Source organism: Mycobacterium sp. SMC-2 (assembly GCF_025263485.1).
Lineage (GTDB): Bacteria > Actinomycetota > Actinomycetes > Mycobacteriales > Mycobacteriaceae > Mycobacterium.
Map to the genome: position 1 here is coordinate 4503074 of NZ_CP079863.1, position 22761 is coordinate 4525834.

The window sequence follows — 22761 nt, forward strand, 5'->3', positions numbered from 1 at the left end:
GCCTGATCAATCAGAATATTTAGTATATTCCTGTTGGGTCAACAGGCTTCACCGGCAAAGCCCTAAAGCAGCGCGACGGCGCCCCCGTTGACGAGCAACGTTTGACCGGTGATGTACGAGGCGTCGGGCGACGCGAGAAACGCACATACGCCCGCAACCTCTTCGGGTACGCCGCCCCGCCCCAACGGAATCTGATCGAGAATCTGCGGCGGCAGAAACGACGGATCGGGGAACGTCTGCCCCGGGGCCAAGCAGTTGACCCGGATCCCGAGCGGCCCGAACTCCACGGCCAACGCCTTGGTCAGGTGCGATATCGCGGCCTTCGATGCGTGATAGTGCGCGCCCTGCCCCCGGGTGATGGTCACACCGGCCTGAGAACCGATGTTCACGATCGCCCCGCCCCCGGCAGCCTCCATGAGTGGCAGCACCGCCCGCGTGCACAGGAACACGCCGCGTAGGTTCACCGCGATGACGCGATCCCACTCGTCGACCGTGATCTCTTTGAAGGGCCGGCGAAACCAGATCCCGACGTTGTTCACCAACACATCGACTCGCTCGTACTCGGACCGGACCCGCTCGAACAACGCCTCGACGTCGTCTTCGACCGACACATCCGCGGTCTCGTACCGGATCCGGGCGTCGGCATCGGCCGGCGCCTCGAGATCTGCCACCACAACCCGCGCCCCTTCGAAAGCGAACCTTGCCGCAATTGCGGCGCCGATGTTCCTGGCGCCACCGGTGACGAGGACGACGCGGTCAGTGCCCACAGCGGGCCTCAGCCCGCGAAGTCTTTGCTCAGCAGGTAGCCCGCGTTGGGGACCGCCGTCGACCGGCCGAGCGCGGTGAGCAGGTCGTAGGTGGTCGCCGTCGCCGCCGACAAGACCGGCAGGTCCAGCCGCGCCTCGACGTGCGGAATCGCCGCCAGCGAGGGCATCTGCACGCATGCCGAGAGCACCAGCGCGTCGCTGCCAGCGCGCTTCAGCCCGGTGGCCAACGGCAGCAGTTCGTCGGTGTCGAGCCGCCCGACCGCGCAATTGTCCGCGACGCCACGACTGACCACGTCCACCACCTCGACGCCGGCGTCCTCGATGTAGTCACACACCTTCTGGGTGAGCTCCGGGACATAGGGGGTGACCATCGAAATCTTCTTCGCACCAAGCGCATTGAGGCTGCGCACCAACGCACCCGCACTGGAAACGACTGGCACGTTGCAGTTTTCGTCTCGCGCAACCCCGGTCAACCGTTCCTCGGCGCCGACGTGTGCACCCGGCCCCTGCGACATGATCGCCACCAGACAGGCGTAGGCCATGGCGTCGCACTGCGCATCGGCGAGCTCGACTGCGCACCGGTTGCTGTCGCGGTCCATCTGCGCCAGCGCATCCGCCGTGACATGCTGCATCCGCATGCGGCTGGAATGAAAGGTGAAGCGCTCCTCGGGTATCAATTGCGCGCGCCGCGCGAACATCTCGGGAAGCTCGGTCTCCATGGTGGTGTTGGAACTCGGCACGATCAGGCCCAACCGGGTCGGCGGCATTTCGATCCGTTCTCTCGCTCGGACGTGGACAGGTTCAGCGTGGCGTGAGGCGCACCGGGAGGTTGCTCACTCCGCAGGGCGTCATGATGTCGATGTGCCCGACCCGGTAGGTGGGCTCAGCGAGAAGCTCGATGTCTTTCGTGCGTGCCAGCAGCTCTTCGAACATGACCCGGATCTCACGCCGGGCCAGGTTGGCGCCCAGGCAGTAGTGCACGCCGTGCCCGCCGAAGCCGACATGCGGGTTCGGGCTACGGGTGACATCGAAGCGGAACGGATCCGCGAACACCTTGGCATCGCGATTGGCCGACGGGTAGAACAGCGCGACCCGTTCACCCGCTTTGATCTCGGCGCCATGCAGCACAGTGTCCTTAGTCGCGGTCCGCCGGAAGACGACGACAGGCGATGCCCAGCGGACAATCTCGTCCACGGCGGTGCCCATCACCGACGGGTCGCTGCGCAAAAGCTCCATCTGGTCGGGGTTTTCGAGCAGGGCCAGCAACCCGCTGGAGGTTGAATCACGGGTGGTCTCGCTGCCGGCAATGGTCAGCACCATGAAGAACAGGTCGAGCTCGAACTCGGTGAGCCGGGTCGTGGACCCGTCGGGTTGTGCGATCTCGGCCGTGGTGAGCTTGGTCCACACGTCGTCGGCCGGCGACTGCCGCTTGCGGTCGGCGAGTTCGTGGGCATAGGCGAACATCTGGCCCATGCGCGCCTGCTGCTCTGCTTCGGGCAACTGCATGCTCTGGGCCTCGATGGCAGCGCGGACCACGTGGAACAGCGGCTCGCGATCCGCCTCGGGGATGCCCACGATGTCGGCGATCATGTGCACCGGCAGCTGGTAGGCAATCTCTTCGACGAAGTTGCACTCCCCCAATTCCAGAGCTCGCTCGATGATCCGGATCGCCCAGGACCGCGCCTGGTCCTCGAGCATCGCCGTCATCCTGGCCGTGAACCCCTTGTTCACCAGCTTGCGCAGGCGGGTGTGGTCGGGCGGGTCCATCGTGATGAGCATCATCCCGCGGGCGTTGTGATCCCAGTCGGGGATTTTGGGGCCCTCGAACGACCGGAACGTAGTGTGGTCGGCGCTCACCGTCTTGATCTCTTCGTGGGTCGACACCACCCAGAACGATCCGCCGCCGAGCTTCTCCTTGGCACCCGCAGTCTCCGGATGACGCCACACCGGCGCCTGCTCACGCAAGACCGTGAAGACGTCGTGCGGGAAGCCGTGGGTGAAGTCCTCCAGGCTCAGGTCGATGGTGTCGAGGGTCGGTACTGCCGATTCCACCGTCATGCCTTGCTCCTTAGGGTGAGCGCGCGCCCAATGGCCCTGTCAGCCGGCGCTATTCGTGGACTGAGGTCGCTCGACGAGGATCTTCTCGTAAGCTCCCGACGTCATGCCGGCGACGGCCAGGTACGACGCCGGCGCGCTGGACACATTGCGGATCCCGTGCGGAATTCCGGCCGGCACCAGCACCGCTTCACCGACCTTCATCCTCCTTGGGGGATATTCGCCTAGCGTGTATTCGACCTCGCCCTCAACGATGATGTGGAGGTGCTCGGTCCTGGGATGAACGTGGTAGTCGTTCTCCTGGCCGGGCGACAGGTTCCACATGATCAGGCCGAGGTCGGTCGTCGCGGACGCAAGCACTGCGGTCGGTGACTTCTCGTCGAACTCCTGATAGGTCGACATCGAAAACACCAGCGAAGGCGGATCCGCCGGGTTCATCGCTGACGCCCGATCGGCGATGAAGCGCTCATGGCCAGGCTCGGGAACGTAGTTCGTCATCGACGCCTTTCCTTTGGACCGGACCCGGCGGCGACCATGGAGGCGCGCTGCCGAATGGATTGCTGGAGTCTAACCCGACGTGATATGAACTATTTTATCAAGTTTGGCCGAATGGGTCGAGGCCCAACTGAACCAAGAGCATCGGTAACGATCTTGGAAGGCGTGCAGTTGGTAGCGATGGCAATACCGTTGCCCGGTCTCGTGACATCCCTCGGCGGGTTGGGGCAGTAATGCCACGCGACCATGACCGCGCCGAGTGGGATTACGTCATCATCGGTGGCGGATCGGCCGGATGTGTTCTCGCCAATCGGCTTTCCGCGAACCCGTCCAATAGCGTGCTGCTGCTGGAGGCCGGCGGCTGGGACGGCCACCCCCTGATTCGCATCCCGGCGGCACTGGCGATGATGCCCGAGAAATTCGACTGGCGGTTCGCCGGTGCGCCCGACCCGTCCCGCAATGGGTTGCCCGACGACTGGTCGGCAGGAAAAGTGCTCGGCGGCGGCAGCTCGATCAACATGATGTGCTGGGTGCGCGGGGAGCGCTCGGACTTCGACGAGTGGCGCGACCTGGGCTGCCCGGGCTGGGGATACGACGACGTCTTGCCGTACTTCGAGCGCGCCGAGACGTTCGCCGACGGGCCGAGTCCCTACCGCGGCAGCAGCGGCCCGATGAGCGTGACCAAGGTCAAGATGCGGGTCGAGGCCCTCGATGACTTCCTCGAAGCTGCCGAAGCGGCGGGTCACCAGCCGAATCCCGATTACAACGGTGAACGTCAGCAGGGCGTCTCCGTCGCACAGGTGAACCAGCGGCGCGGGTTTCGGTGCAACACCGCCCGCGCGTACCTGGTGCCTGCCCGCAAGCGCCCGAACCTGACGATCCGCACCGGTGCGTTCGTCAATCGAGTGTGCATCGAAGGGACGCGGGCTACGGGCGTGGAGTACGAGCATGAGGGGCGCCGCGTCCAGGCGCGTGCCGCCTCGGAGGTGATCGTCAGCGCGGGTTCGCTCACATCCCCGAAGCTGCTCATGCTGTCGGGTATCGGGCCGGCCGACCATCTGCAAGCGCTCGGCATCCACGTTCGCCTCGACCAGCCCGCCGTCGGGACGAACTTGCAGGAGCACGCGTACGCCCTCATGCGGTACCGCACGACCGCCGGCACGCTACGCGAGGAGCTGCGGCCGCTACGCGCGATCCGGCATGGTTGGGAGTTTCTCCGGCGGGGCGGGGGCGCCTTGACGATGTCCGGCGGCGCGGCCATCGTGTTCGCGCCGATCACCGGCGAGCGACCCACCGAGACCGAGATCATTCTGATGCCCGTCGGTATGGAGTTCAAATCCCTTGAGGGCCAAGAGGACACCCACGACATCCACAACGTGAAGATCGTCGGTAAGCGGGTGATGCTGTACCCGAGTTTCGTCCACCCGACGGGCCGGGGCACCGTCCGCCTTGCGTCGGCCGACCCGAGGGCTACACCGGTGATCGAGCACTCGCTGGTGGGCGGCGAGGACATGGCGGCGCTCATTGCCGCGTGCCGCCAGGCGCGAGAGATCTTCCGCACGCCGGTGATGAAGGCTCGCGAGGTCGTTGAGGAACTTCCCGGTGACGAGGTGCAGACCGACGAGCAGTGGGCGGAATTCCTGCGGCGGCACGCGTTCCGGCCCTATCACCCGGTGGGGACCTGCCGGATGGGGTCCGATGACGGTGCGGTCGTGGATCCCGAGCTGCGGGTGCGGGGTATCGACGGGCTGCGGGTCGTCGACGCTTCGGTCTTCCCCCGGATCACCAGCGGCAACACGAATGCGCCGGTCATCATGGTCGCCGAGCGCGCCGCGGATCTGATCCTGCAGAAAACCGCGCAGCACTAGGCACTTAGATCGCCGACGTCAAAGCGGTTTGACGCTGCCGTCGGGCTGCCTCACCAGGCTCGGCACCAGCCCCTCCATCTGTGCGATCACCTGCAGCGCCAGGATGTCGCTGGACTTGCGGGAGTCGACGATTCCCCCGTTGATCAGCCACAGGTGCGGTTGTGCGGTCGGTCGGCTCATCGTGCGGTACTCGCCGTCTTCGGCGACGCCGATGCAGCGGCCGACCTTCTGCGCCACCGCCGGGCCGAGCAGCGCAGCGATGTCCTCGGACAGGTCGTGGTAGCCCGTGCACAAGACGACCGCGTCGAACGGCGTCACACGGCCGTCCTTCATGCGGACACCCTCGGGGACGAATCGCTCGATCCGGTCGAAGTCCAGCATCGTGATCTTGCCCTCGACGATCGCCTCCGACGCGCCGACGTTGAGGTAGTACCCTCGCACGTCGCGGAACAACTTCATGGTCCAGCCGGTTTCGTCGTCACCGACGGTGAGTTTCTGGCCGGCCTTCCTCAAGCCGGTGTGCAGTTCGGCGTGCGACACCTCTGTCGCGGCGGTGTAGGCCTTCGCCCGCGCCACCATCATGGGCAGGTTCATGGAGCTGCGGAGTTGGTCGGCCTCATCCACTGGCAATCTGCCATAGTCCGCGCTGAACTTTACGACCTCGTCGATATTGACGACGCAGGCGGCACCGCGCTGGGCCATGGTCGGAAACGCGCCCTTCTGATACAGGTCGAGACAGATGTCATGGCCGGTGGTCGACGTACCGACGACCAGCACCCTCTTGCTCCGAAACACGCTGCCGCTCTTGAACATCGAGGAGTGCAGAACTTCGCCCGCAAACTCGTTCAGTCCGGGCAGCTCGGGAATCCTCGGCCTGCCCCCGGCGCCGCCGACGGCCAGCACCAGGTGCTTGGGATGCATGACCCGCGTGGAGCCGTCGGCGAGGCGCAGCGACACCTCCCATACACGAGCGGTCTCGTCGAACGATGCGCTCAGAACTTCCGTGGATCCCCAGAAGTTGAGATTCATCAGCGTGGCATAGCAATCCAGCCAGTCGGCCCAGCGGTCCTTCGGCAGGAACATCGGCCAGCCTTCAGGCAACGGGATGTAGGGCAGGTCATTCATCCACGTCGGTGTGTGCAGGGCCAGCGACTCGTAGCGATTGCGCCATGTGTCACCGGGCTTTTCGTTCTTTTCCACGATGAGGTAGGACGCGCCCTTGCGCTCGAACCGCGCACCGACGCTCAGCCCGGAATGGCTGCCGCCGATGATCAGGACGTCGGGGTCACGCGTCGAGAAGTCCGACTTCGCCTCCGCCCACTCACCCCAGGTCTGGCCCGGACAGGCGGGTTCGAACCCTAGCCGGGGGTGCCGCCCGACGGCCTCTGGTGCGCAATTCAACGCCACCAAACCGGTGGCAATCATCCAGACGCGCATACCGAATCGGGACGACTCGTCGCGAGCCAACCGGGCGAAGCCCTTGCCGATTCCGACTGCGGTCTTGAAGGCGAAGAAGACCTCGAAGACCTCCTCACCGAGGAACTCTGCCAAGCGGGGGGCCGAGCGCTCGTCATCGAGGCGTAGCTCGTTGAAGCCGGCCGACGGCGCGTAATCAAGCATCGCGTCCCGCACGGCGTGCCTGCCCCAGAACTGGCGCGTGTCCCACGTCAGCGACACCATGTCGCGCCAGTATGACTCCATGAGGAATAACCCGTCGAAGGCTTCGCTGTCGCCCGCGTGAAGTGCTTGTTCGAAGGCATTGAGCCACATCTGGGATAGCTCAGCCAGCGTCACATCCTCCCGCACGGTCGAAGTTGGCATCATGGCCTCTCAGTTCGTCCCATCGAACATAAGTGGTGAATATTCTACATTAGTGTCGAGCACGGATATAGCTCTGTTCGGCGAATTCACCTGAGCATCTGCGTGCGAGGCGGGTTGAACACCTCGATGGCGTCGTTCGTCAGCAACGACAGGCGGACCACCACCGCGCGGGAATGATCCGCCAGGTTCGCTCTGCCCCATTGGTCACAATCTGCGATCGACTGCGCGATGCGATCAGCCCACGTTGGTTTGCTGGCGTCGTGCGCGGCTCAGTGGCCGGGTCGCTCGACGCGGATTTTCTCGTACGGCCCCGGGCTGGTGACCGCGACGTAGGACGCCCGCTTGTCACTGACGTTGCGGATACCGTGCGCGACCTTGGCCGGGACCATGATCGCGTCGCCGGCCCGGGTGATCACAGGCGGCTCGGCGCCCAGCGTGTACTCGCACTCGCCCTCGATGATTATGTGTATGTGCTCCGTGGTCGGGTGCATGTGATAGTCGTTCTCCTGCCCCGGCTCGAGGTTCCACACGACCACGCCGATCTGCCCGGCGGCATAGCCGAGGACAACGGTCGGCTTTTCCCGGTCGAACTGCTGCAGCTCGGAGAGCGAGAAGATCATGCTCGGCAGGTTCTCGGGGTTGATCTTGCCGAGGAAGTCGAAGACGACGTTCTCGTCGTCGGGCAGCTTGGGCATGTCGGGTGGTGCGGTCAAGGTTCGCTCCCAGTCGCGGTTGTAGTTGTTTCAGTTCGCCTCGGAGGAGTACTTCTTCACGAGCTCGGCCCAGCGGCGACCGCACTCGCGGGCACCCTCGGCGTACTCCTCCGGAACGTCGTTGTAAGGAGGCCGGATCGGGCCGGCCTTGCAGTACCCGGACTCGTTGAACCGGATTTTCTCCAGCTGGAGGTTGAACTGGGAGAACGTCTCGAAGTCGCCGTTCGGGATGAACGTCTCGTTGGCCCAGAAGATGTCCTTGGCGATCTCGCCGGCCCGGTCGAGGTCTTTGGCCTCGATTGCGTTCATCAGGGCAACGCAGGGCTGCGGGCCCATGGAGGCGGCCGTGGCCCACAGTGCCGTCATGGCATCGGGGGCCTGCTGGGCGAAACCGAGCGCCATCATGTCGATCGGCAGAAAGTTGATCTTGCCGTTCACCGCTGCCAGGCAGTCGAGGTAAGAGACCGGGCTGGCGAACTTGGCGCTGGTGACAGTCGGCGCCGCGGCGGCGACCCCGGCCCAGAACGACGGCGGGAATCCGAAGCGGAAGGCGTACTGGTTGGCGTAGACCATGATCGCAATGTCCGGGAAGGCCTCGGAGATCGACGCGTAGAAGTTGACCGCCTGCCTCTCGCTGCAGGCTTGCCACATCGGCAGCCCGAGCATGGTGCCGTCGGCGCCGCGGTCGCGCAGGAACCGCATCCGCCGCACCGTCTCGTGCGTGCCGAGAGTCGTGGCGCCGACAAACGCGGGCACCCGCTTGTCGACCGTTGACAGGAAGCAATCGGTGAAAGCCTGGAACTCGGCCTCGGTCAAGGTGGCGCACTCCCCCGTCGTCCCGAGTGCCAGCAGTCCGGCGCAGCCGTCTTGGATCATCCGTTCGGTCAAGCGGGCGGTTTCGTCGAGATCGACGGTGTCGGTCGCGTCCCATCGATCGGCGCCCGGCTTGGCGGGAGTCGCCAAGATCCCGTAGACGCCTTTGAAGTCCTGGGCTGTCAGCATTACTGGCTCTCCTTGATCGGTGCGTGGGTCATGGCTTCTTCCTTGGTCGCAAGAGCAACGGTGCCCGGGTCGTAATCCGGCGGGCCGCCGGTGTTGCGGAACGGCAGGGCTTCCGCATCGGTGAACGTCATCAGCTCTTCGGCTTTCTGACGGGAGATGATCTGTACCGCGTTGGCGCGGAACTTCCGGGTGGCCTCGTAGCGGGCGAGGGCCTCCTCGACGCCGTCGGCCGCCTCGAAGCAGCGGCCGATCACGGTGCCGTCTTCGATCGCCATGTTTCCGCCCTGACCCAAGAACGGCAGCAGGGGGTGCGCGGCGTCGCCGAGCAGCGACACCCGCCCCAGCGTCCACAGGTCGATGGTGGGCCGGTCGCGCAACGCCCACTTGAAGAGGTTTTCCTCCGGGATCGCGTTGATGACCTCGTGCACGACGCCGCAGTAGTCCTGATAGAGGCCGAGCAGCGACGCCCGTTCGGCCGGAATCGACCAGCCCTCCTCTTCCCAGCCAGGCTGGCGGGCGTGGGCCACCACATTCATGAACTCGGTCCCACGCACAAAATACAAAAGGAACATCTGATCGGGGCCGACGTAGAAGCTGCCGTTCTCGTTCGCCACGCCTTCGGTCACCAGCGGGGCCGGGATAAGCCCCCGGTAGGACACCATGCCGGTGTAGACGACCGGCTCGGGTCCGAACATCGCCGGCCGCACCACAGAGGCCACACCGTCGCAACCGACGAGCCCGTCCACGGTTGCCGAACGGCCGTTGGTGAACGTGACAGTCACGGAATCGTCGTCCTGGCTGAAACCGGCGAACTCGCTCCCCAGGTGCAGGCAGCCGGGATCGTGTGCGAGCGCTGCGTCCATCAGAACGCCATGCAGGTCGGCCCGATGCAGGGCGTATGCGAGCTCTTGGCCCGGAACGTCAAGCGCCTCCTGGATTGTCGCCCCCGTAGCGTAGTGCTTCATATGGAAGTAGCCGCGGGGCCGCTCGCCGGCTTTGTCCCGGACTCGGTCACCCAGGCCGAGGAAGTCCAGCGCCCGCATCGACGGTCCCGCCACGACCATGCCGGCGCCCACCTCGTGAATCTCCGGGGCGCGCTCGAACACCGAAACCCGCATGCCGATTCGTTGCAACGACACGGCCGCGGTCAAACCACCGATGCCGGCGCCGACGATTCCGATGTGCCCGTAGTTCAAGTCAGCTCACCCGCCCGCCGAAACCGGCCATGTACTGTCGCACCCACTCCGGGTCCGACGCCGCCTTGCTGTAGAACTCGATCGCCTGCTCGTAAGGCTCGCGGCCCGGGCCGGCGATCTGCGATCCGAGATGAGCCACGTGGATCGTGGCGCTGTTGATCGGTCGGCGTACCTCTTCGTACTCGGTCAGCGCGTCGGTGAACACCTGCTCGGACGCTCGGTCGTCCGACAGCACGGGCCCCAGCAGCTCGGCCAACTTCGCCGAATCCTGGATGGCGATGTTGAGCCCCTGGCCACCGACCGGATGGATGGTGTGCACCGCATCGCCGGTCAGCGCGGCCCGCGGCCCGGAGTAGCTGGCCGCGTGCTGGCGTTTGACGCGGTACACGTGCGAGCCGCCCCGCTTGTTGAGCTTGAGCTCACCGAGCCCTGGATCGCGCTGCTCAAGCCGCCGGCCGAGCTCAGCCTCACTCAACGACATCCATTCTCTGGCTTCGTCGCGGCGGACGGTGAGCACCACCCGGTGGCGTCCGACCGGCGTGGTGGGAAGCATCCAGACAGTCCCCGCGGGGTGCAGCAGGGTCCATACATGATCTGTCTGCAGCCACGACGGCGTGGGGCTGTGCAACACAACGATCCAGTTGTCGTAGGGGTGCACATCCTCAAGCGGGATGCCCAACGTCTGGCGCGTGAACGACTCCGCGCCATCCGCACCGACGAGCAGCCGAGCGCTGGTTGTCCCGTTGTCGGTGCCGAGCAGCCAGCCCCCACGGGGTAAACCGTCGCGCTCGAGCGCGCGTACCCGGTCCCGCTGAACGACGGTGCCGGCCGACTCGGCTGCCTCGAGAAAGACCGCTTCCATCTCGGCATGGTTGAGCAGCCAGGCCTCCCGGACCTCGGAGGCCGCGGAGAAGCTTCCCCCGGAATCCACGATCTTGCTGCCGCGCCACCTCGTCGCGCCCCGAGCCTCGAGGAGGTCCAGGATGCCGAGCTGCCGCGCGATCTGGACGGTCGGCTCGTGCAGGATGTCGCCACGGTTTGGATCACGCGCCAGATCGCGGCGCTCGAACAACCGAACCGAACATCCCTGCCGGGAGAACGCGAGAGCCGCGGCGGCACCAGCCAAACCCCCGCCGACGACGGCGACATCGCATTCGTGGTCGTGCACTCCCTGTCCTTCCCTAGGCCGTCACGCGGTATCCGCGCCATTGATGACGACCAAGTCGGTCCAGAATCTTGTAAATAATATATAAATGTCCCTAGAAGGGCAACTCGCGCTTTCATCGAGCCGGACCCGACGGGACCGAATTCGAGTCTTGTTGCGGAATCAAAGCTGACACTAGCCCTGACCGTTGGGTCATTTTAGATATATTATCATCGAACGGGTCATCCGCTGCCACATAGACCGTGCGGACTTGTCAGGTCGGTTGGAAGGAGCAAGCGTGCACAAAGTCGACGAGCTCGCTTACGTCGGGATCAGCGCCAAGGACCTCGACGTTTGGTCGAAATACGCACAAGAGGTGCTGGGGCAAGAGGTCACCGCCGACAGCGATAACAGCAACCTCTACTTGCGCATGGACGAACGCCACCACAGGTTTATCGTCCACCCGGCGGACAACGAACCTGAAGACGTCTCCTACGTCGGATGGCAGGTACGCAATGCCGACGCGATGGACGCCATTGCGGGCAAGCTAAACGCCGCAGGAGTCAACGTCATCGAAGGCAAGCCCGAGGAAGCGGCTACCCGGCGCGTACTCGGCTTCGTGCACTTCGCTGACCCGCACTCGGGCGTACGCATGGAATTGGCGTACGGCCACGAAGTGACCTTCCAGCCGCCGTACCGGCCGTCCCGGCCGATCTCGGGGTTCGTCACCGGCGCTCAGGGTCTCGGCCACTTCGTCACCTACGTGCCCGATGTGGCTGCCGCCGAGAAGTTCTACAGCGAGACCCTGGGCTTCACCACGACTGACTCGCCCAGCATCCCGGGTGGCGCCCAGTTCGCGGCGTTCATGTCCTGCAACCAAAGGCATCACTCATTTGCGTTCTTCGGCAATCCGCAGCCCCGGCGCCGTACCTATCACGTGATGCTCGAGCACACGAGTATCGACGATGTGGGTTCGGCGTTCGACATCTGCCAGTCGCAGGGCAAGGTCAAAGTGCAGCTCGGCCGCCACAACAACGACCGGATGTTCTCGTTCTACACCGAGAACCCGTCGGGCTGGCTGTTCGAACTCGGGTGGGGCGCCCGCACCATCGATCCGAACACCTTCGCGGTCGAGCATTACACCATCGGCGGCGGAAACGGCATGGGCGAGTGGGGGCACGCAGGTTTGGCGGAATCGGTCTTCTGATCACGGCCGCGCCAACGGCCGTGGCTCGACAACATGAGATAAGATATATGAACCAATGGTCACAAAACTGGAGTTAGCTCGGCCGCATCGCCCCTTCTCCCGAAAGTATGTCGCACTTGCCCGATCCCGATAACGACGCCCCAGACAGGCACACGGGGTCTCTCCTGTTCGACGCCCGAGGCGGTCGCCGCAATCACCAAAGCCTCAAAGAGCTGGCTACCGACTACATCCGCGAAGGCATCGTCTCCGGTCGCTTGCGGCCTGGCGCCAAGGTGGATCAAGACCAGATTGCTGGAGAACTCGGCATCAGCCGGCTTCCCATCAGAGAGGCGCTCATCGACCTCACGGCGAGGGGTTTTGTCGAATCGATCCCCCGCCGCGGTGCATTCGTCGCAAGGCTCACGGTCCAGGACATCGAAGACTATTTCGAGGTGATCGGCTTGTTCTTCGGGCTGACCGCACGGCGGGCAGCCAAGTGCATCACCGACGAGCAGCTCCGCAGCCTGAAGAAGCTCCACACCGAAGCCACCACTACGCAGGATCCGTCGACCCGGCTGGCATTGACCTACGAGTTCTACCGGGTGATCAATGAGTTGGGAATTACCGAACGATTGCTCGTGACACTTCGGTTCTTGGCCCTCGCGCTGCCGAGCGACTACTACTTCAGCACCTCCCGATGGCCGGCGACAGAGACGGCTTACCGAGAGCGCGTCCTCACCGCAATCGAGAGCCACGATGCTGAGGCAGCGGCCAGGGCGACCGAGGAACACCTCCGCACCTGCGCCAAAGTGACCATCGATGAGCTGCGCGCGCAGGGCTACTGGTCCGAGTCGGAGGGCACTGCGGAAGCGGCCAGCTAACCCTTTGTCGACCCGATGCGGTGAATGGGACCATCCGCAACGTCAACGAATTTCAGACACGCGATGCTAGCGGCGAGTCCCGTAAGAGCGGGGCAAGCCGAGCACGTGCTCGGCAAGGTAATTCAGGATCATCTCCTGCGGCACCGGGGCGATCCTCATCAGGCGCGCCTCCCGCCAGTACCGCGCGACGTCATACTCATGGGCGTAACCGAACCCGCCGTGTGTCTGCACGGCCTGGTCGGCGGCGGCGAAGGCGGCGTCGGCGGCGAGCCATTTCGCCATGTTCGCCTGTTCACCGCAATGCAGCCCGTTGTCGTATCGCCACGCCGCCTCGCGCACCACCAGCTCCGCGGCGTGCAGGCGGGCATAAGCCTCCGCGAGGGGGAACGCAATGCCTTGATTGGAACCGATCGGCGCTCCGTAGACGACGCGGTCGTTGGCGTACTCGACGGCTCGCCGGATAGCCGCCCGTCCAATGCCAATAGCCTCCGCCGCCACCAGGATTCGCTCGGGGTTCAGCCCGTGCAGCAGATACTTGAAGCCCTGCCCTTCCTCGCCGACGCGATCGTGCACCGGCACGACGTGGTCGTCGAAAGTCACCTCGCATGACACGACTGCGTTGCGCCCAACCTTCGGGATCGGGTTGATCCGCACCTCGGGTGCCTCGAGGTCCGCCAACAACAGCGTCAGGCCGTCGGTTCGCTTCTGCACATCCTCGAGCGGTGTCGTCCGAACGAGCAGCAGCGTCTTCTGACAGAACGAGGCCTTGGACATCCAAACCTTTTGGCCGCGCACAACGTAGTTGTCACCGTCGCGCACGGCGCGCGTGCGGATGTTGGTGGTGTCGGTGCCGGCATCGGGCTCGGTCACCCCGAATGCGACGTGCAGGTTACCGGCGGCCGCGGCAGGCAGATACTTCTGCCGCATGTGCTCGCTCCCGAACTTCGTCACGGGGTTCATTCCGAAGATGGACAGGTGAATCGCACTGCAGCCGTTCATCGCCGCGCCGGAAGCTGCTACCTCTTCGAGCACGATCGACGCTTCAGCGATCCCGCATCCGCCTCCCCCGTACTCCTCGGGAATGGCGATGCCAACCCAGCCGCCTTCCGCAAGGGCCTTGTAGAACTCCCATGGAAATTCGTGTCGTTCATCGAGATCACGCCAGTAACTGTCCGGAAAGTCTCGGCATACCAGCCGAACGCCTTCACGAATGTCGTTGTGCAGCTCGGATTCACGGAAATCAGTCATTGTTTCCCCATCTCGACGCAATCGGGCATCGGGCCCGGCTCCATCCGCGGCCGGTAGCCCAGTCGCTTGGTCGGCGCAGTCACGATGCGCTGTCGGTCACGATGCGCAGCGCGTCCTTGTCGAACTGCACAACGCGGGCATGGTCGAGGGCGCCGATGCAGCTGTACCACACCGCATGCCGCGCACCGGTGCTGCGCCGGTCGATCGTGATTCCGTCGGGGAATCGCAACTCGACATAGGTACCCACGTGGCGGGTTTCGACCTGCCCGCTGTCTCCCACGGCGCGCTTCCAGATCGGCTCGGTCTCGGGGATGTCGGCGAAAAACACACTAGACATTAGGAACCCCCAGCTTCTCGGCGATGAGCTCGGCCTTGCGCTCCCACACCTTGGCCAGCGACGGCTCTGGGCCTTGGGTCACATCGACCAAAGCCTGAATGGAGAGCTCAGTGTCGACGGTGTCGGCTTCCTGCAAGGGTCGCAGATGCCGGGAGATCTCGATGGAATACCCGTTGGGATCCCACACATAGATCGACTCGATGATCTCGTGCGCGATGCGGAACCGCAGCTCATAGCCGGCGTCTTCGATGCGCTTCTGATAGCCGTCTAGCTCCTCAAGGGTGTCGACCTGCAGCGCCAGATGCCGTGCCCGATTGATGCGGTCCGGGACGTTCGGGTCGCGATACTCCGGAGTGTTGAAATAGTAGAAGAAGGCAATGGTTCCGTTAGCACCGATGTCGAAGAAGAAATGCGCGAAGTCAGGATGCGGGTCATTGCCCCAACCGGGCGCCAGGATGCAGTGCTTGAGCGGGAACCCCAGCACGTCGCGATAGAAATGAACGGTCTCCGGCAGTTTCCAGGTCGGGTAGGCGACGTGATCGACGCCCCGCATCCCTCCCGCGAGTTTCGTAGTCATGGTTGGCTCCTCACTTTCGTTGGGACGCTCCCGGATTCGACCCAGCCGCACACAACGACGGAGATCTGTCCGATGTCGCTCATGACGGCATCAGGAATCCACCGTTGACGACGAGGGTTTGCCCGGTGACGTAGGAGGATTCGTCGCTGAGCAGGAACCGAATGGCTTTCGCCACATCTTCCGGCGTGCCTATCCGCCCGAGCGGCGTACGGCTTGCGTATTCCTTGAGGTATTTGATTGGCATGTCTGAAGTTATCGGCGTGGCAATCAACCCCGGCGCCACCGAGTTGACCCGGATGCCCAGTGGGCCCCACTCGATGGCCAGGCTCTTCGTGAGGGAGACGACCGCGCCCTTGGATGCGGTGTACTGGGCAGCGTTGACCCGCCCGCTGAAGGCAAGCGCAGACGAGACAGTGACGATCGATCCGCCCGATCTTCGGTCCACCATCGCCCGGGCGAACGCCTGAGCACACAGGAACGTGCCCTTGAGGTTCACTCGGAGCACCTCGTCGAAGTCGTCGTCGCTGATTTGCACTGCCGGCGCCGAGCGTTCGATCCCGGCCGACGTGACGAGCCCGTCGACGCGACCGAACGCCGACAGCGTGGCTTCGACGAGGCTTTGCACCTGGGCGGCATCGGCTACATCGACCTGATGGGTCGCGACCGGCGTGCCGAAACGCTTCAGCTCGACGTGGGCCGCGTCAAGCGCGCCGCGGTCACGGTCGGCGAGCATGACGGCCGCGCCGACCTCGGCCGCCGCCTCGGCGGCGGCCAGCCCGATGCCCGAGGCTCCACCGGTGACGACGATCGTGGCGTCACGCAGCGACGCCGCCGTCGGAGAGACCTCAGCCATCCCACTCGACGTCGAGTCCGAGCGGCATCCGGACCGTGACGTTGCGGGCGTATCCGGTTGGCGCACCGGTAACCAGCCGGATCGAAGGGATACGCGCGCTGAGCAATTCGAGCGAGATGCGGGCTTCCGCCCGCGCAAGGTTCGCACCGAGACAGTAGTGGGTGCCGCGCCCGAACGCCAGGTGAATCCCGTCGCGCTTCTTGGCGATGTCGAAACGTTCGGAGTCGTCGAACACGGTCTCGTCGTGGTTCGCGGAGCCGTTGACGATCGCGATGCGCGCTCCGCACGGAATGGGCACGCCTCCGACCTCGACATCACGAACCGCGCGCCGCCACAGTTGCTTGATAGGTCCGTCGAAGCGCAGCGCCTCCTCGGCGGCCGCCGCCGCGAGTCCCGGGTCCGCGCAAAGCATCTCCCACTGCTCGCGATTCGACAACAGGTGGTAGAGACCCATCGTCAACACAGTCGTGGTCGTCTCGTGCCCGGCATTGACCAGACCCATGACCTGACCGACGAGGACGATGTCGTCGAGTACGTCGCCGTCGGCGGTCGGCGCAAGCATCGCCGAAACGAGGTCGTCTTGGGGATCGGCCCGCTTCTGGTCGATGAGGTTGGCTACATATCGCTGGAAATCGACGTATCCGCGAGCCGCGCGCACGTGTTCGTCGAGCGGCATGTCGCCGAACTGCAACGCGAGCTTGAAAGTGGCCCACTCGTGCAGCTGTTCCGAGTCCTCCAGCGGTACACCGAGCAGTCGGCAGATGATCCGCAGCGGCAAGGGATATGCGAACGCCTTGACGAAGTCCGCACTGGTGCCCCCGGCGAGCATGCGGTCGATGAAATCATCTGCAGCCGTGCGGATTTCCTGCTCAAGTTGGCCGATCCGCCGGAAGGTGAACCTGGCCGCTATCGAGCGGCGGATCTTGTCGTGCTCGGGCGGGTCGAGCATGATCATGGCGCCCAGCTTCGAGGGGTCGAAGCCGGTAGCCAGGATCTCGGCCACCGCCGGCGGAGTCGGTTTCAGCGGCTTGAGGATGTCGCTGTTGGAAAATGCCTGCGGATCGTTGGTGATCGCGCAGATATCGTCGTGACGCGTCACCACGTAGGCGCCGAGCGCCGGTGCGAAGAACACCGGCGTCTCACGCCGGGCCACCGCCCACGTCGAGAACGGGTCGACGAGCTGCTCGTCAGCCGTCGGTTGGTAGCTGTCGACGACCGGGCAGCCCTTCTCGGATGCGGCGGCGTTGACGGTGGTCACATGGTCCCCCTTTCGGGGCGGTCGCGTACTCGTCCTGGTAGCCCTTGCCGGCTATGTGTCTCGTTCGCGCTAGTGGTCACGCGGGCTTCTTCACGGACAGATCAACGTGGGCGGCGAGATCACCACGCCAACGTTGATCGCCTGGGAGATATAATATACAGCGATAGCTTGGCGAGCCAGCCATCGGCGCGGATCGTTCCCTGTATCGGCTTGTCAGCGCCCGTTGGAAGCCCTTGCCGCCGGGATGCGCGCGCCGACTCAAGAGTCGCATAACCAACGACCGAAAATGGAATGACCACTACAATAGGCTCGATTGTTGAAGATTGCCTGACGATGAGGAGAAGGCCGTGCCGAGCGCTGCGAAACAGCGGCTCCCGAGAAAGATACGCGCCAACGGCGAACGTTCGCGTCAACGCATCCTCGAGGCGGCGACACACATCGCGGCTGAGCGCGGTTACGACGGCACCAGCATCGCGTTGGTCAGCGAACGTTCGGGACTACCGGCGAGTTCGATCTATTGGCATTACGGAGACAAGGATGCCTTGATCGCGGCCGCCATCGAACACAGCTTCGGTGAATGGCTGGCCGGCGCGACCGCCCTACCGCCGGCGACCCCGGGATCCACGAGGGCGGGTCGGCTGGTTGCGATGATGCAGCGCACCGCGAACGGCCTGAAGATATCGCGTGTCTTCTTGCGCCTCGGGATGTTGCTCACACTGGAGCACCGCGATGAAGAGCGCTCGGCGCGACGAATGTTCTTGCAAGTGCGCGACGAGGCATATCGACGCACAGTCGCCTCGTTCACCGAGCTCTTCCCGGAGTTGGATGAGTCGGCTGTTCGGCAGCTCGTCACATTCTCGATGGCGATGACCGATGGGCTGTTCATCGCCGGCGAATTCGACAGCAATACCGTTGACATTCTCGGCCAGTCTGAAATGCTCGCGGCGGCTGTACTCGCCGCTGCCGACCACCTCAGTGCCTCTCGTCCAGGCCCGGCGGTTATCGACTGATTCTGGGGTCTCCGGCCCACTGCTCTATTTCGCGCGCGGCGTCTTCAGTCGAGCGCATCGGCATATGCCTCGGCATGTGCGACGGCGTCGTGGTCGTCGATCCAACTGGTGTCGCCGGGACCGGACGAGATCGAACGATCACGAGCTTCGATGTGACCCTCGTCGGAGTCGAACCGGTTGCCGTTACTCCGGGAATTCCGTTGGATCTCGGTAGTCCTTGGCCGGCGTAGGTTGACGTAGTGCTGCAGCGCACGTGGAACGTCCGCTCGGTGAGCACGCGCGACGAGTGCTGCAACGGTGACTGCGTCCTCGAGCGCCTGGTTAGCCCCTTGGCCGGCATGCGGCAACATGGGATGGGCAGCGTCGCCAAGCAGTGCGAGCCGACCGGCCGTCCAGCGGGAAAGCGGCTCCCGGTCGTACAACCCCCACGCGAACGTATCCCCGATCCGGTCGATGATCCGTTTCACCGTCTCGTCCCAGCCCGCGAAGGCAGCAGCAAGTTCGCGAAGATCGCCGTGCGCCGACCACGACTCCCTCGCCTTATCGGCGGTCGTGACGAACCCGACATAGTTGACGAGCTCGCCGGCACGCAGGGGGTAGGCGATGAAGTGCTTGCCCAGCCCCATCCAGATCTGGAACCGCCCCGGCGGCCAATCGACCTCGCTGCTTGGCAGCGTCCCCCGGTACGCCGTCGTTCCCGAGTGCACAGGCTTCGCCGGAGACACCACGTAACGCTGAAGAAACGAGTGGATACCGTCAGCGGCGATCACTACATCGGCGTCGTAAGACGCGCCGTTCGCGAAGCACACGGTTGCCCGCTCAGGCTCCTGCTCGAATTGGACGCAACGGTGGCCAGCCACCACGATGTCGTCCGGCAGCTCCGACGCCAGCAATTCGAACAGATCCGCCCGGTGGATCCCGAGGTACCTTTCTGAGCCGCCCGGCGTCCGCCGATCCACGCGGGCCACCTCGGTGCCGTCGGCTCCGCTGATGATCATGTCCGTGATCGGGCCGCCCAACCGGTCGACTACATCACCTACACCCAGGTGCCGGAGCGCCCGGACCCCGTTCGGGGCGAGCATCAGCCCCGCGCCCACCTCCGCCAGCACACCAGCCTGCTCGAAGCACCGCACTTCGATCCCGCGACGGTAAAACGCGAGCGTGGCCGCCAGCCCGCCAATGCCGCCACCGACAACCGCGACACGCAGGTCTGCGACCATGCTCAGGCCTCCTGTGCAGCAATTAAGGCGCACCCGACAGATGTCTGGGCAGCAAGCGGGTTTCGGTGCGTTGACCGCGCCGGGGTCTCTCGAGTGAACCCGGCTTCACGATCCTGCGTTTCGTTCGACGAGGACTTTCTCGTACCCGCCTGTCGCATCGGTGACAGCGAGATAAGAGGCCGGGGCGCTGGACGTGTTGCGGATCCCGTGCGGGACACCGGCGGGAACCAGCACCGCCTGGCCCACCGCGAGCGTCACCGGCGGCTCGTCACCGATCGTGTACTCCACCTCTCCTTGGGTGACGATCTGCAGGTGTTCCATCTTCGGGTGCAGGTGGTAGTCGTTCTCCTGGCCGGGCAGAAGGTTCCACATCACGATTCCTAGTTTGCCGGTGGCGTAGGCCATGACGACCGTCGGCGCCTCTTCGTCGAAGACCTGATAGGTGGACATCGAGAACACCATCGACGCGGGTTTGCTGGGGTCCATCGCCGACATGAAGTCCCCGACGAACTTCTCAGCCGGTGGTGCGGGTGTGTGATCGGTCATGCTTTCCCTTCCGCTTGCGAGGAGAGCTTCGGCGTGTAGGTCCCGCCCGCCAGCCACGCCTCCTCTTCGGCGATCAGCGAATCGATGAGGTCCGGCCGGTCGATGCCCGGCAACGTCCGGTCCGCCTCCGCGCCCATCAGGTCCATGAAGGCGCTCATGAACTTGTAGCTCTGCCGGAAGGTGGCCAGCCGCTCCTTGTCGATGGGCAGGGTCTCGCCGGGGATCGTCGGCGTGAAGGCGTCACGTTGGTAGCAGGCCCTGAACGACCGCAGCTTCCAGGCGCCGTCGCCGTCACGCTCGACCATCGACCGGTGGCGGACGAAGATCGTGTGGTCGACCTCGACGTCGGTGATGAGCAGGCGGCCGTGCACCGTGCATCCGGTGTCGGCGATCGCCCGATGCCCCTGCAGCTTCACTGAAGTCGGGCCGACGACGTGAATCGACGACGACCACTTCTGGTCCGGCGCCGTCATGTTGCGCGAGGCCTCGATGAAGTCGTGGCCGGTGCCGTTGAACCAGAACACCCGCACGTGGGATTCGTCGTGGTAGGAGGCGTGCATCAAGTCCCACTGGCCGGTATCCCGGGCCATCCGTTCGTCCGCGGCAAGCCGGGTGATCGCCGCCTCGGCTCGCGCCGTCTCCAGGTCGGTCATCTCGGGCATGGGCGTCACAGCGGAAACGGCAGGCCGGCGACGCCCACCCGAGCCTGGTCGACGGTGACCTCGCGCGCGCCGAGCGTGAGTTGGCCCTCGGCCGTACGACGCAGCACGTCGTTGCGCTCGCCGGTGAGCAGCTCGTAGGTCTCGCGGTCGTGGCGGGACCGCAGGAACAGCACGTAGCTCGAGACTCGCAGGTCGGTGCCGCCGGTGCGACGGACGCGGACGTTCGAGACGAACCGCCGGGTCCGCGACGCCGGGTTGTACGCCCACGACGTGTCGGCCTCGGCGATGCGCTTGACCCGAAACTCGAGCGAGGCTCTGTCTTCCTCGTGGTGGTACATGACCGCGGAGTCGGCGCGATCGCGGCGCAGGCGGGTGGTCTGCACCGGCACCTTGTAGGTGACGTCGGGAGCCAACAGCGCAAGCCAACCCGTGAAATCGCCGGCATCGAGCACCTCGGCCTCGGCCATCAAAAACAGCAGCGCATCGACGTGGTCCGGATCGGTCGGGCGAACGAGCTCGCCCCGACGTGTCGCGGTGTCAGTCACCATGGCTTTCCCTCCAGGAACTCGAAGTAGCGCTCGTAGAAGGCCCACTGGCCATCGTCGGTGGACACCCCGCGGAAGGCGATGCCGGGCCGGGCGGGGTCGGGGTCCAGGGGTGTTCCGGCCGCCCGGTAGCACGCAAACTCCTGGCGGGCGATCACCCCATCGAGGTTGCGCTGAATACTGCCGAAGACCTCGAAGTCGTCCTCGTCGATGTAGCCGCCGATCCCGAACGCGGCGGTGCAGTTCTGCCTCATGCGGGCCTTGAGCTCCTCGGGAGCATCGCGCTCGACGAGGTAGAACAGGAACAGCTCGGTGCGGTCCGGCCCCAGCGGGGCGAAGAATCGCAGATTCACCGACTGCCCCGCCGGACGCTCACCCTGCTGCCCTGCCCGCTCCGCGCCGAACATCAGGATCGAGGTCGATGGGAAGAGTGCGGCCGTCGACGGCGGTGTGGTGCCCAAGTAGGTCACCTGCTCGGGGCTGAGCCGGCGTTCGAGTTGCGGAACAAGCTCCGCGCACATGCCCGCGGGCGGCATCATCGCGAGGAACTGAGCCGGCTCCAGACCCGTGTCGAAGCGCTCGAAGTCCGGTCCGCTCACGGCGTGGCCGTTGACGCTGGACTTGAAGCCGTAGAGGACCTGCTCACCGGTCGGTCCCGCGCCGATGTCAGCCAGAGAGCGGTGCATGGACAGTACGTGGTAGTTGTCGCCGTAGCCGCCGAGCAGCTTCCAGTTCGCGTTCACCACGAATCGTTGTGGTGGCCCGCACGCCTCCAGACCGGCATCGGTGCGGTTCAGCATCGCGTCGAGGTAGAAGCGGTAGTCCCCGATGTATTGCTCGAGTGTGGGCGCGTCGTCGGCCCAGGTGGCAAAGATGATCCCGGACATGACGCCCACCCGCGCGTGGCGCAAACCCAGCCGCGCCTTGTCGAGGCGGTCACCGTAGACGAGCCGCTCGAACGGCACGCCGACGAGCTTGCCGTCCGAGCCGAACGCCCAACCGTGGAACGGACAGGTGTGGGTGCGTGCGTTGCCCGCCTCACCCCGGCACACCTGCGCGCCACGGTGCGAGCAGACATTCAGCATCACGTGGTACTCACCGACGTGGTCGCGGCTGACGATGACGGGGTCGAGCCCAATCCGCCTCGTCACGAAATCACCGGGTTGCTGCAGTTCGGCGGTCAGCGCCACCGGAATCCATGCCTTGGCGAAGATGTTGACCAGCTCGAGCTCGAAGATCTCCTGGTCGGCGAGCACGCGGGCCGACACCGTGCGCTCGGCGCGGTCGATCAGGTCCTCCACTTGGGAGCCGTCGGCGAGCACCGCTTCCGCCGGCCTTCGTCCGTTGCGTTGCATATGGTCCTTCCTCACCCCTCGC

The 22761-nt window shown here is 64.9% G+C and carries 23 protein-coding genes; 4 read left to right on the forward strand and 19 right to left on the reverse strand.

Annotation, left to right across the window (positions count from 1 at the left end; translation table 11 throughout):
• Positions 1-62: 62 nt before the first annotated feature.
• The 4 genes from KXD96_RS21070 to KXD96_RS21085 are packed head-to-tail and all read right to left on the reverse strand — an operon-like array spanning position 63 to position 3320.
• Positions 63-767: an SDR family NAD(P)-dependent oxidoreductase gene (locus KXD96_RS21070; protein ID WP_260739484.1), complete on the reverse strand. Its 705-nt coding sequence runs from the start codon at positions 765-767 to the stop codon at positions 63-65.
• A gap of 8 nt (positions 768-775) precedes the next feature.
• Positions 776-1534, reverse strand: a complete 759-nt coding sequence (locus KXD96_RS21075; RefSeq protein WP_260739486.1) for an Asp/Glu racemase — start codon at positions 1532-1534, stop codon at positions 776-778.
• 34 nt (positions 1535-1568) lie between these two features.
• On the reverse strand, positions 1569-2825 hold the full coding sequence (locus tag KXD96_RS21080) for a cytochrome P450 (RefSeq protein ID WP_260739488.1): 1257 nt from the start codon (positions 2823-2825) through the stop codon (positions 1569-1571).
• 39 nt (positions 2826-2864) lie between these two features.
• Entirely contained in the window at positions 2865-3320 is a 456-nt protein-coding gene (locus tag KXD96_RS21085; protein ID WP_260739490.1) for a cupin domain-containing protein, read from the reverse strand.
• Positions 3321-3550: 230 nt separating this feature from the next.
• On the opposite strand from KXD96_RS21085, the gene KXD96_RS21090 reads away from it, so the two are divergent.
• Positions 3551-5185 carry a GMC family oxidoreductase gene (locus tag KXD96_RS21090; protein ID WP_260739492.1) on the forward strand — a complete coding sequence of 545 codons (1635 nt, stop codon included), beginning with the start codon at positions 3551-3553 and terminating at the stop codon, positions 5183-5185.
• Positions 5186-5203: 18 nt separating this feature from the next.
• Here the strand turns inward: KXD96_RS21090 and KXD96_RS21095 are convergent, their stop codons facing one another.
• The 5 genes from KXD96_RS21095 to KXD96_RS21115 all read right to left on the reverse strand — a co-directional run bounded on the left by KXD96_RS21095 (position 5204) and on the right by KXD96_RS21115 (position 11085).
• Positions 5204-7009 (reverse strand): NAD(P)/FAD-dependent oxidoreductase, encoded by a 1806-nt coding sequence (locus KXD96_RS21095; protein ID WP_260739494.1) that lies wholly within the window; start codon positions 7007-7009, stop codon positions 5204-5206.
• Between the two features lie 266 nt (positions 7010-7275).
• Positions 7276-7719 (reverse strand): cupin domain-containing protein, encoded by a 444-nt coding sequence (locus tag KXD96_RS21100; RefSeq protein ID WP_260739495.1) that lies wholly within the window; start codon positions 7717-7719, stop codon positions 7276-7278.
• Between the two features lie 30 nt (positions 7720-7749).
• A complete protein-coding gene (locus KXD96_RS21105) occupies positions 7750-8721 on the reverse strand; it encodes a dihydrodipicolinate synthase family protein (protein WP_260739498.1) in 972 nt (323 codons plus the stop codon).
• Positions 8721-9917 (reverse strand): FAD-dependent monooxygenase, encoded by a 1197-nt coding sequence (locus KXD96_RS21110; protein ID WP_260739500.1) that lies wholly within the window; start codon positions 9915-9917, stop codon positions 8721-8723. Before KXD96_RS21110 ends, KXD96_RS21105 begins: the two co-directional genes overlap by 1 nt.
• A 1-nt stretch (position 9918) precedes the next feature.
• Positions 9919-11085, reverse strand: coding sequence for an FAD-dependent monooxygenase (locus KXD96_RS21115; protein ID WP_260739503.1), 1167 nt, complete (start codon positions 11083-11085; stop codon positions 9919-9921).
• 274 nt (positions 11086-11359) lie between these two features.
• Between KXD96_RS21115 and KXD96_RS21120 the strand changes: the two genes are divergently transcribed.
• On the forward strand, positions 11360-12268 hold the full coding sequence (locus tag KXD96_RS21120) for a VOC family protein (RefSeq protein ID WP_260739504.1): 909 nt from the start codon (positions 11360-11362) through the stop codon (positions 12266-12268).
• Between the two features lie 116 nt (positions 12269-12384).
• Entirely contained in the window at positions 12385-13128 is a 744-nt protein-coding gene (locus KXD96_RS21125; RefSeq protein ID WP_260739506.1) for a GntR family transcriptional regulator, read from the forward strand.
• A 66-nt stretch (positions 13129-13194) separates the two neighbouring features.
• On the opposite strand, the gene KXD96_RS21130 is transcribed toward KXD96_RS21125, so the two are convergent.
• The 5 genes from KXD96_RS21130 to KXD96_RS21150 all read right to left on the reverse strand — a co-directional run bounded on the left by KXD96_RS21130 (position 13195) and on the right by KXD96_RS21150 (position 17401).
• Entirely contained in the window at positions 13195-14376 is a 1182-nt protein-coding gene (locus tag KXD96_RS21130; protein ID WP_260739508.1) for an acyl-CoA dehydrogenase family protein, read from the reverse strand.
• A gap of 79 nt (positions 14377-14455) precedes the next feature.
• Positions 14456-14713 (reverse strand): hypothetical protein, encoded by a 258-nt coding sequence (locus tag KXD96_RS21135; protein ID WP_260739510.1) that lies wholly within the window; start codon positions 14711-14713, stop codon positions 14456-14458.
• Entirely contained in the window at positions 14706-15290 is a 585-nt protein-coding gene (locus KXD96_RS21140) for a VOC family protein (RefSeq protein ID WP_260739513.1), read from the reverse strand. Before KXD96_RS21140 ends, KXD96_RS21135 begins: the two co-directional genes overlap by 8 nt.
• A gap of 79 nt (positions 15291-15369) precedes the next feature.
• The gene (locus KXD96_RS21145) at positions 15370-16143 is read right to left on the reverse strand and encodes an SDR family NAD(P)-dependent oxidoreductase (protein ID WP_260739515.1); all 774 of its coding nucleotides are present in this window, start codon (positions 16141-16143) and stop codon (positions 15370-15372) included.
• Positions 16136-17401, reverse strand: a complete 1266-nt coding sequence (locus KXD96_RS21150) for a cytochrome P450 (RefSeq protein ID WP_260739517.1) — start codon at positions 17399-17401, stop codon at positions 16136-16138. Before KXD96_RS21150 ends, KXD96_RS21145 begins: the two co-directional genes overlap by 8 nt.
• 323 nt (positions 17402-17724) lie before the next feature.
• On the opposite strand from KXD96_RS21150, the gene KXD96_RS21155 reads away from it, so the two are divergent.
• Positions 17725-18411 (forward strand): TetR/AcrR family transcriptional regulator, encoded by a 687-nt coding sequence (locus KXD96_RS21155; RefSeq protein WP_260739519.1) that lies wholly within the window; start codon positions 17725-17727, stop codon positions 18409-18411.
• A gap of 44 nt (positions 18412-18455) precedes the next feature.
• Here the strand turns inward: KXD96_RS21155 and KXD96_RS21160 are convergent, their stop codons facing one another.
• The 5 genes from KXD96_RS21160 to KXD96_RS21180 form a co-directional block, all read right to left on the reverse strand.
• Positions 18456-19631: an FAD-dependent monooxygenase gene (locus tag KXD96_RS21160; RefSeq protein WP_260739521.1), complete on the reverse strand. Its 1176-nt coding sequence runs from the start codon at positions 19629-19631 to the stop codon at positions 18456-18458.
• A 105-nt stretch (positions 19632-19736) separates the two neighbouring features.
• Complete coding sequence (locus tag KXD96_RS21165; protein WP_260739522.1) at positions 19737-20177, reverse strand: cupin domain-containing protein; 441 nt, start codon at positions 20175-20177, stop codon at positions 19737-19739.
• Positions 20174-20839 (reverse strand): nuclear transport factor 2 family protein, encoded by a 666-nt coding sequence (locus KXD96_RS21170; protein WP_260745483.1) that lies wholly within the window; start codon positions 20837-20839, stop codon positions 20174-20176. The genes KXD96_RS21165 and KXD96_RS21170 overlap by 4 nt, the downstream gene beginning before the upstream one ends.
• Before the next feature lie 5 nt (positions 20840-20844).
• Entirely contained in the window at positions 20845-21387 is a 543-nt protein-coding gene (locus KXD96_RS21175) for an aromatic-ring-hydroxylating dioxygenase subunit beta (RefSeq protein ID WP_260739524.1), read from the reverse strand.
• Entirely contained in the window at positions 21381-22739 is a 1359-nt protein-coding gene (locus KXD96_RS21180) for an aromatic ring-hydroxylating dioxygenase subunit alpha (RefSeq protein WP_260739526.1), read from the reverse strand. The genes KXD96_RS21175 and KXD96_RS21180 overlap by 7 nt, the downstream gene beginning before the upstream one ends.
• Between the last annotated feature and the right edge of the window lie 22 nt (positions 22740-22761).

Excerpts from the sequence above, each read along its gene's own strand:
- KXD96_RS21105 (WP_260739498.1), bottom strand. The coding sequence starts at position 8,721 with ATGCTGACAGCCCAGGACTTCAAAGGCGTCTACGGGATCTTGGCGACT.
- KXD96_RS21130 (WP_260739508.1), bottom strand. The coding sequence starts at position 14,376 with ATGACTGATTTCCGTGAATCCGAGCTGCACAACGACATTCGTGAAGGC.
- KXD96_RS21170 (WP_260745483.1), bottom strand. The coding sequence starts at position 20,839 with ATGCCCGAGATGACCGACCTGGAGACGGCGCGAGCCGAGGCGGCGATC.
- KXD96_RS21145 (WP_260739515.1), bottom strand. The coding sequence starts at position 16,143 with ATGGCTGAGGTCTCTCCGACGGCGGCGTCGCTGCGTGACGCCACGATC.
- KXD96_RS21165 (WP_260739522.1), bottom strand. The coding sequence starts at position 20,177 with ATGACCGATCACACACCCGCACCACCGGCTGAGAAGTTCGTCGGGGAC.
- KXD96_RS21095 (WP_260739494.1), bottom strand. The coding sequence starts at position 7,009 with ATGATGCCAACTTCGACCGTGCGGGAGGATGTGACGCTGGCTGAGCTA.
- KXD96_RS21135 (WP_260739510.1), bottom strand. The coding sequence starts at position 14,713 with ATGTCTAGTGTGTTTTTCGCCGACATCCCCGAGACCGAGCCGATCTGG.
- KXD96_RS21180 (WP_260739526.1), bottom strand. The coding sequence starts at position 22,739 with ATGCAACGCAACGGACGAAGGCCGGCGGAAGCGGTGCTCGCCGACGGC.
- KXD96_RS21160 (WP_260739521.1), bottom strand. The coding sequence starts at position 19,631 with ATGGTCGCAGACCTGCGTGTCGCGGTTGTCGGTGGCGGCATTGGCGGG.
- KXD96_RS21175 (WP_260739524.1), bottom strand. The coding sequence starts at position 21,387 with ATGGTGACTGACACCGCGACACGTCGGGGCGAGCTCGTTCGCCCGACC.
- KXD96_RS21085 (WP_260739490.1), bottom strand. The coding sequence starts at position 3,320 with ATGACGAACTACGTTCCCGAGCCTGGCCATGAGCGCTTCATCGCCGAT.
- KXD96_RS21090 (WP_260739492.1), top strand. The coding sequence starts at position 3,551 with ATGCCACGCGACCATGACCGCGCCGAGTGGGATTACGTCATCATCGGT.
- KXD96_RS21080 (WP_260739488.1), bottom strand. The coding sequence starts at position 2,825 with ATGACGGTGGAATCGGCAGTACCGACCCTCGACACCATCGACCTGAGC.
- KXD96_RS21075 (WP_260739486.1), bottom strand. The coding sequence starts at position 1,534 with ATGCCGCCGACCCGGTTGGGCCTGATCGTGCCGAGTTCCAACACCACC.
- KXD96_RS21140 (WP_260739513.1), bottom strand. The coding sequence starts at position 15,290 with ATGACTACGAAACTCGCGGGAGGGATGCGGGGCGTCGATCACGTCGCC.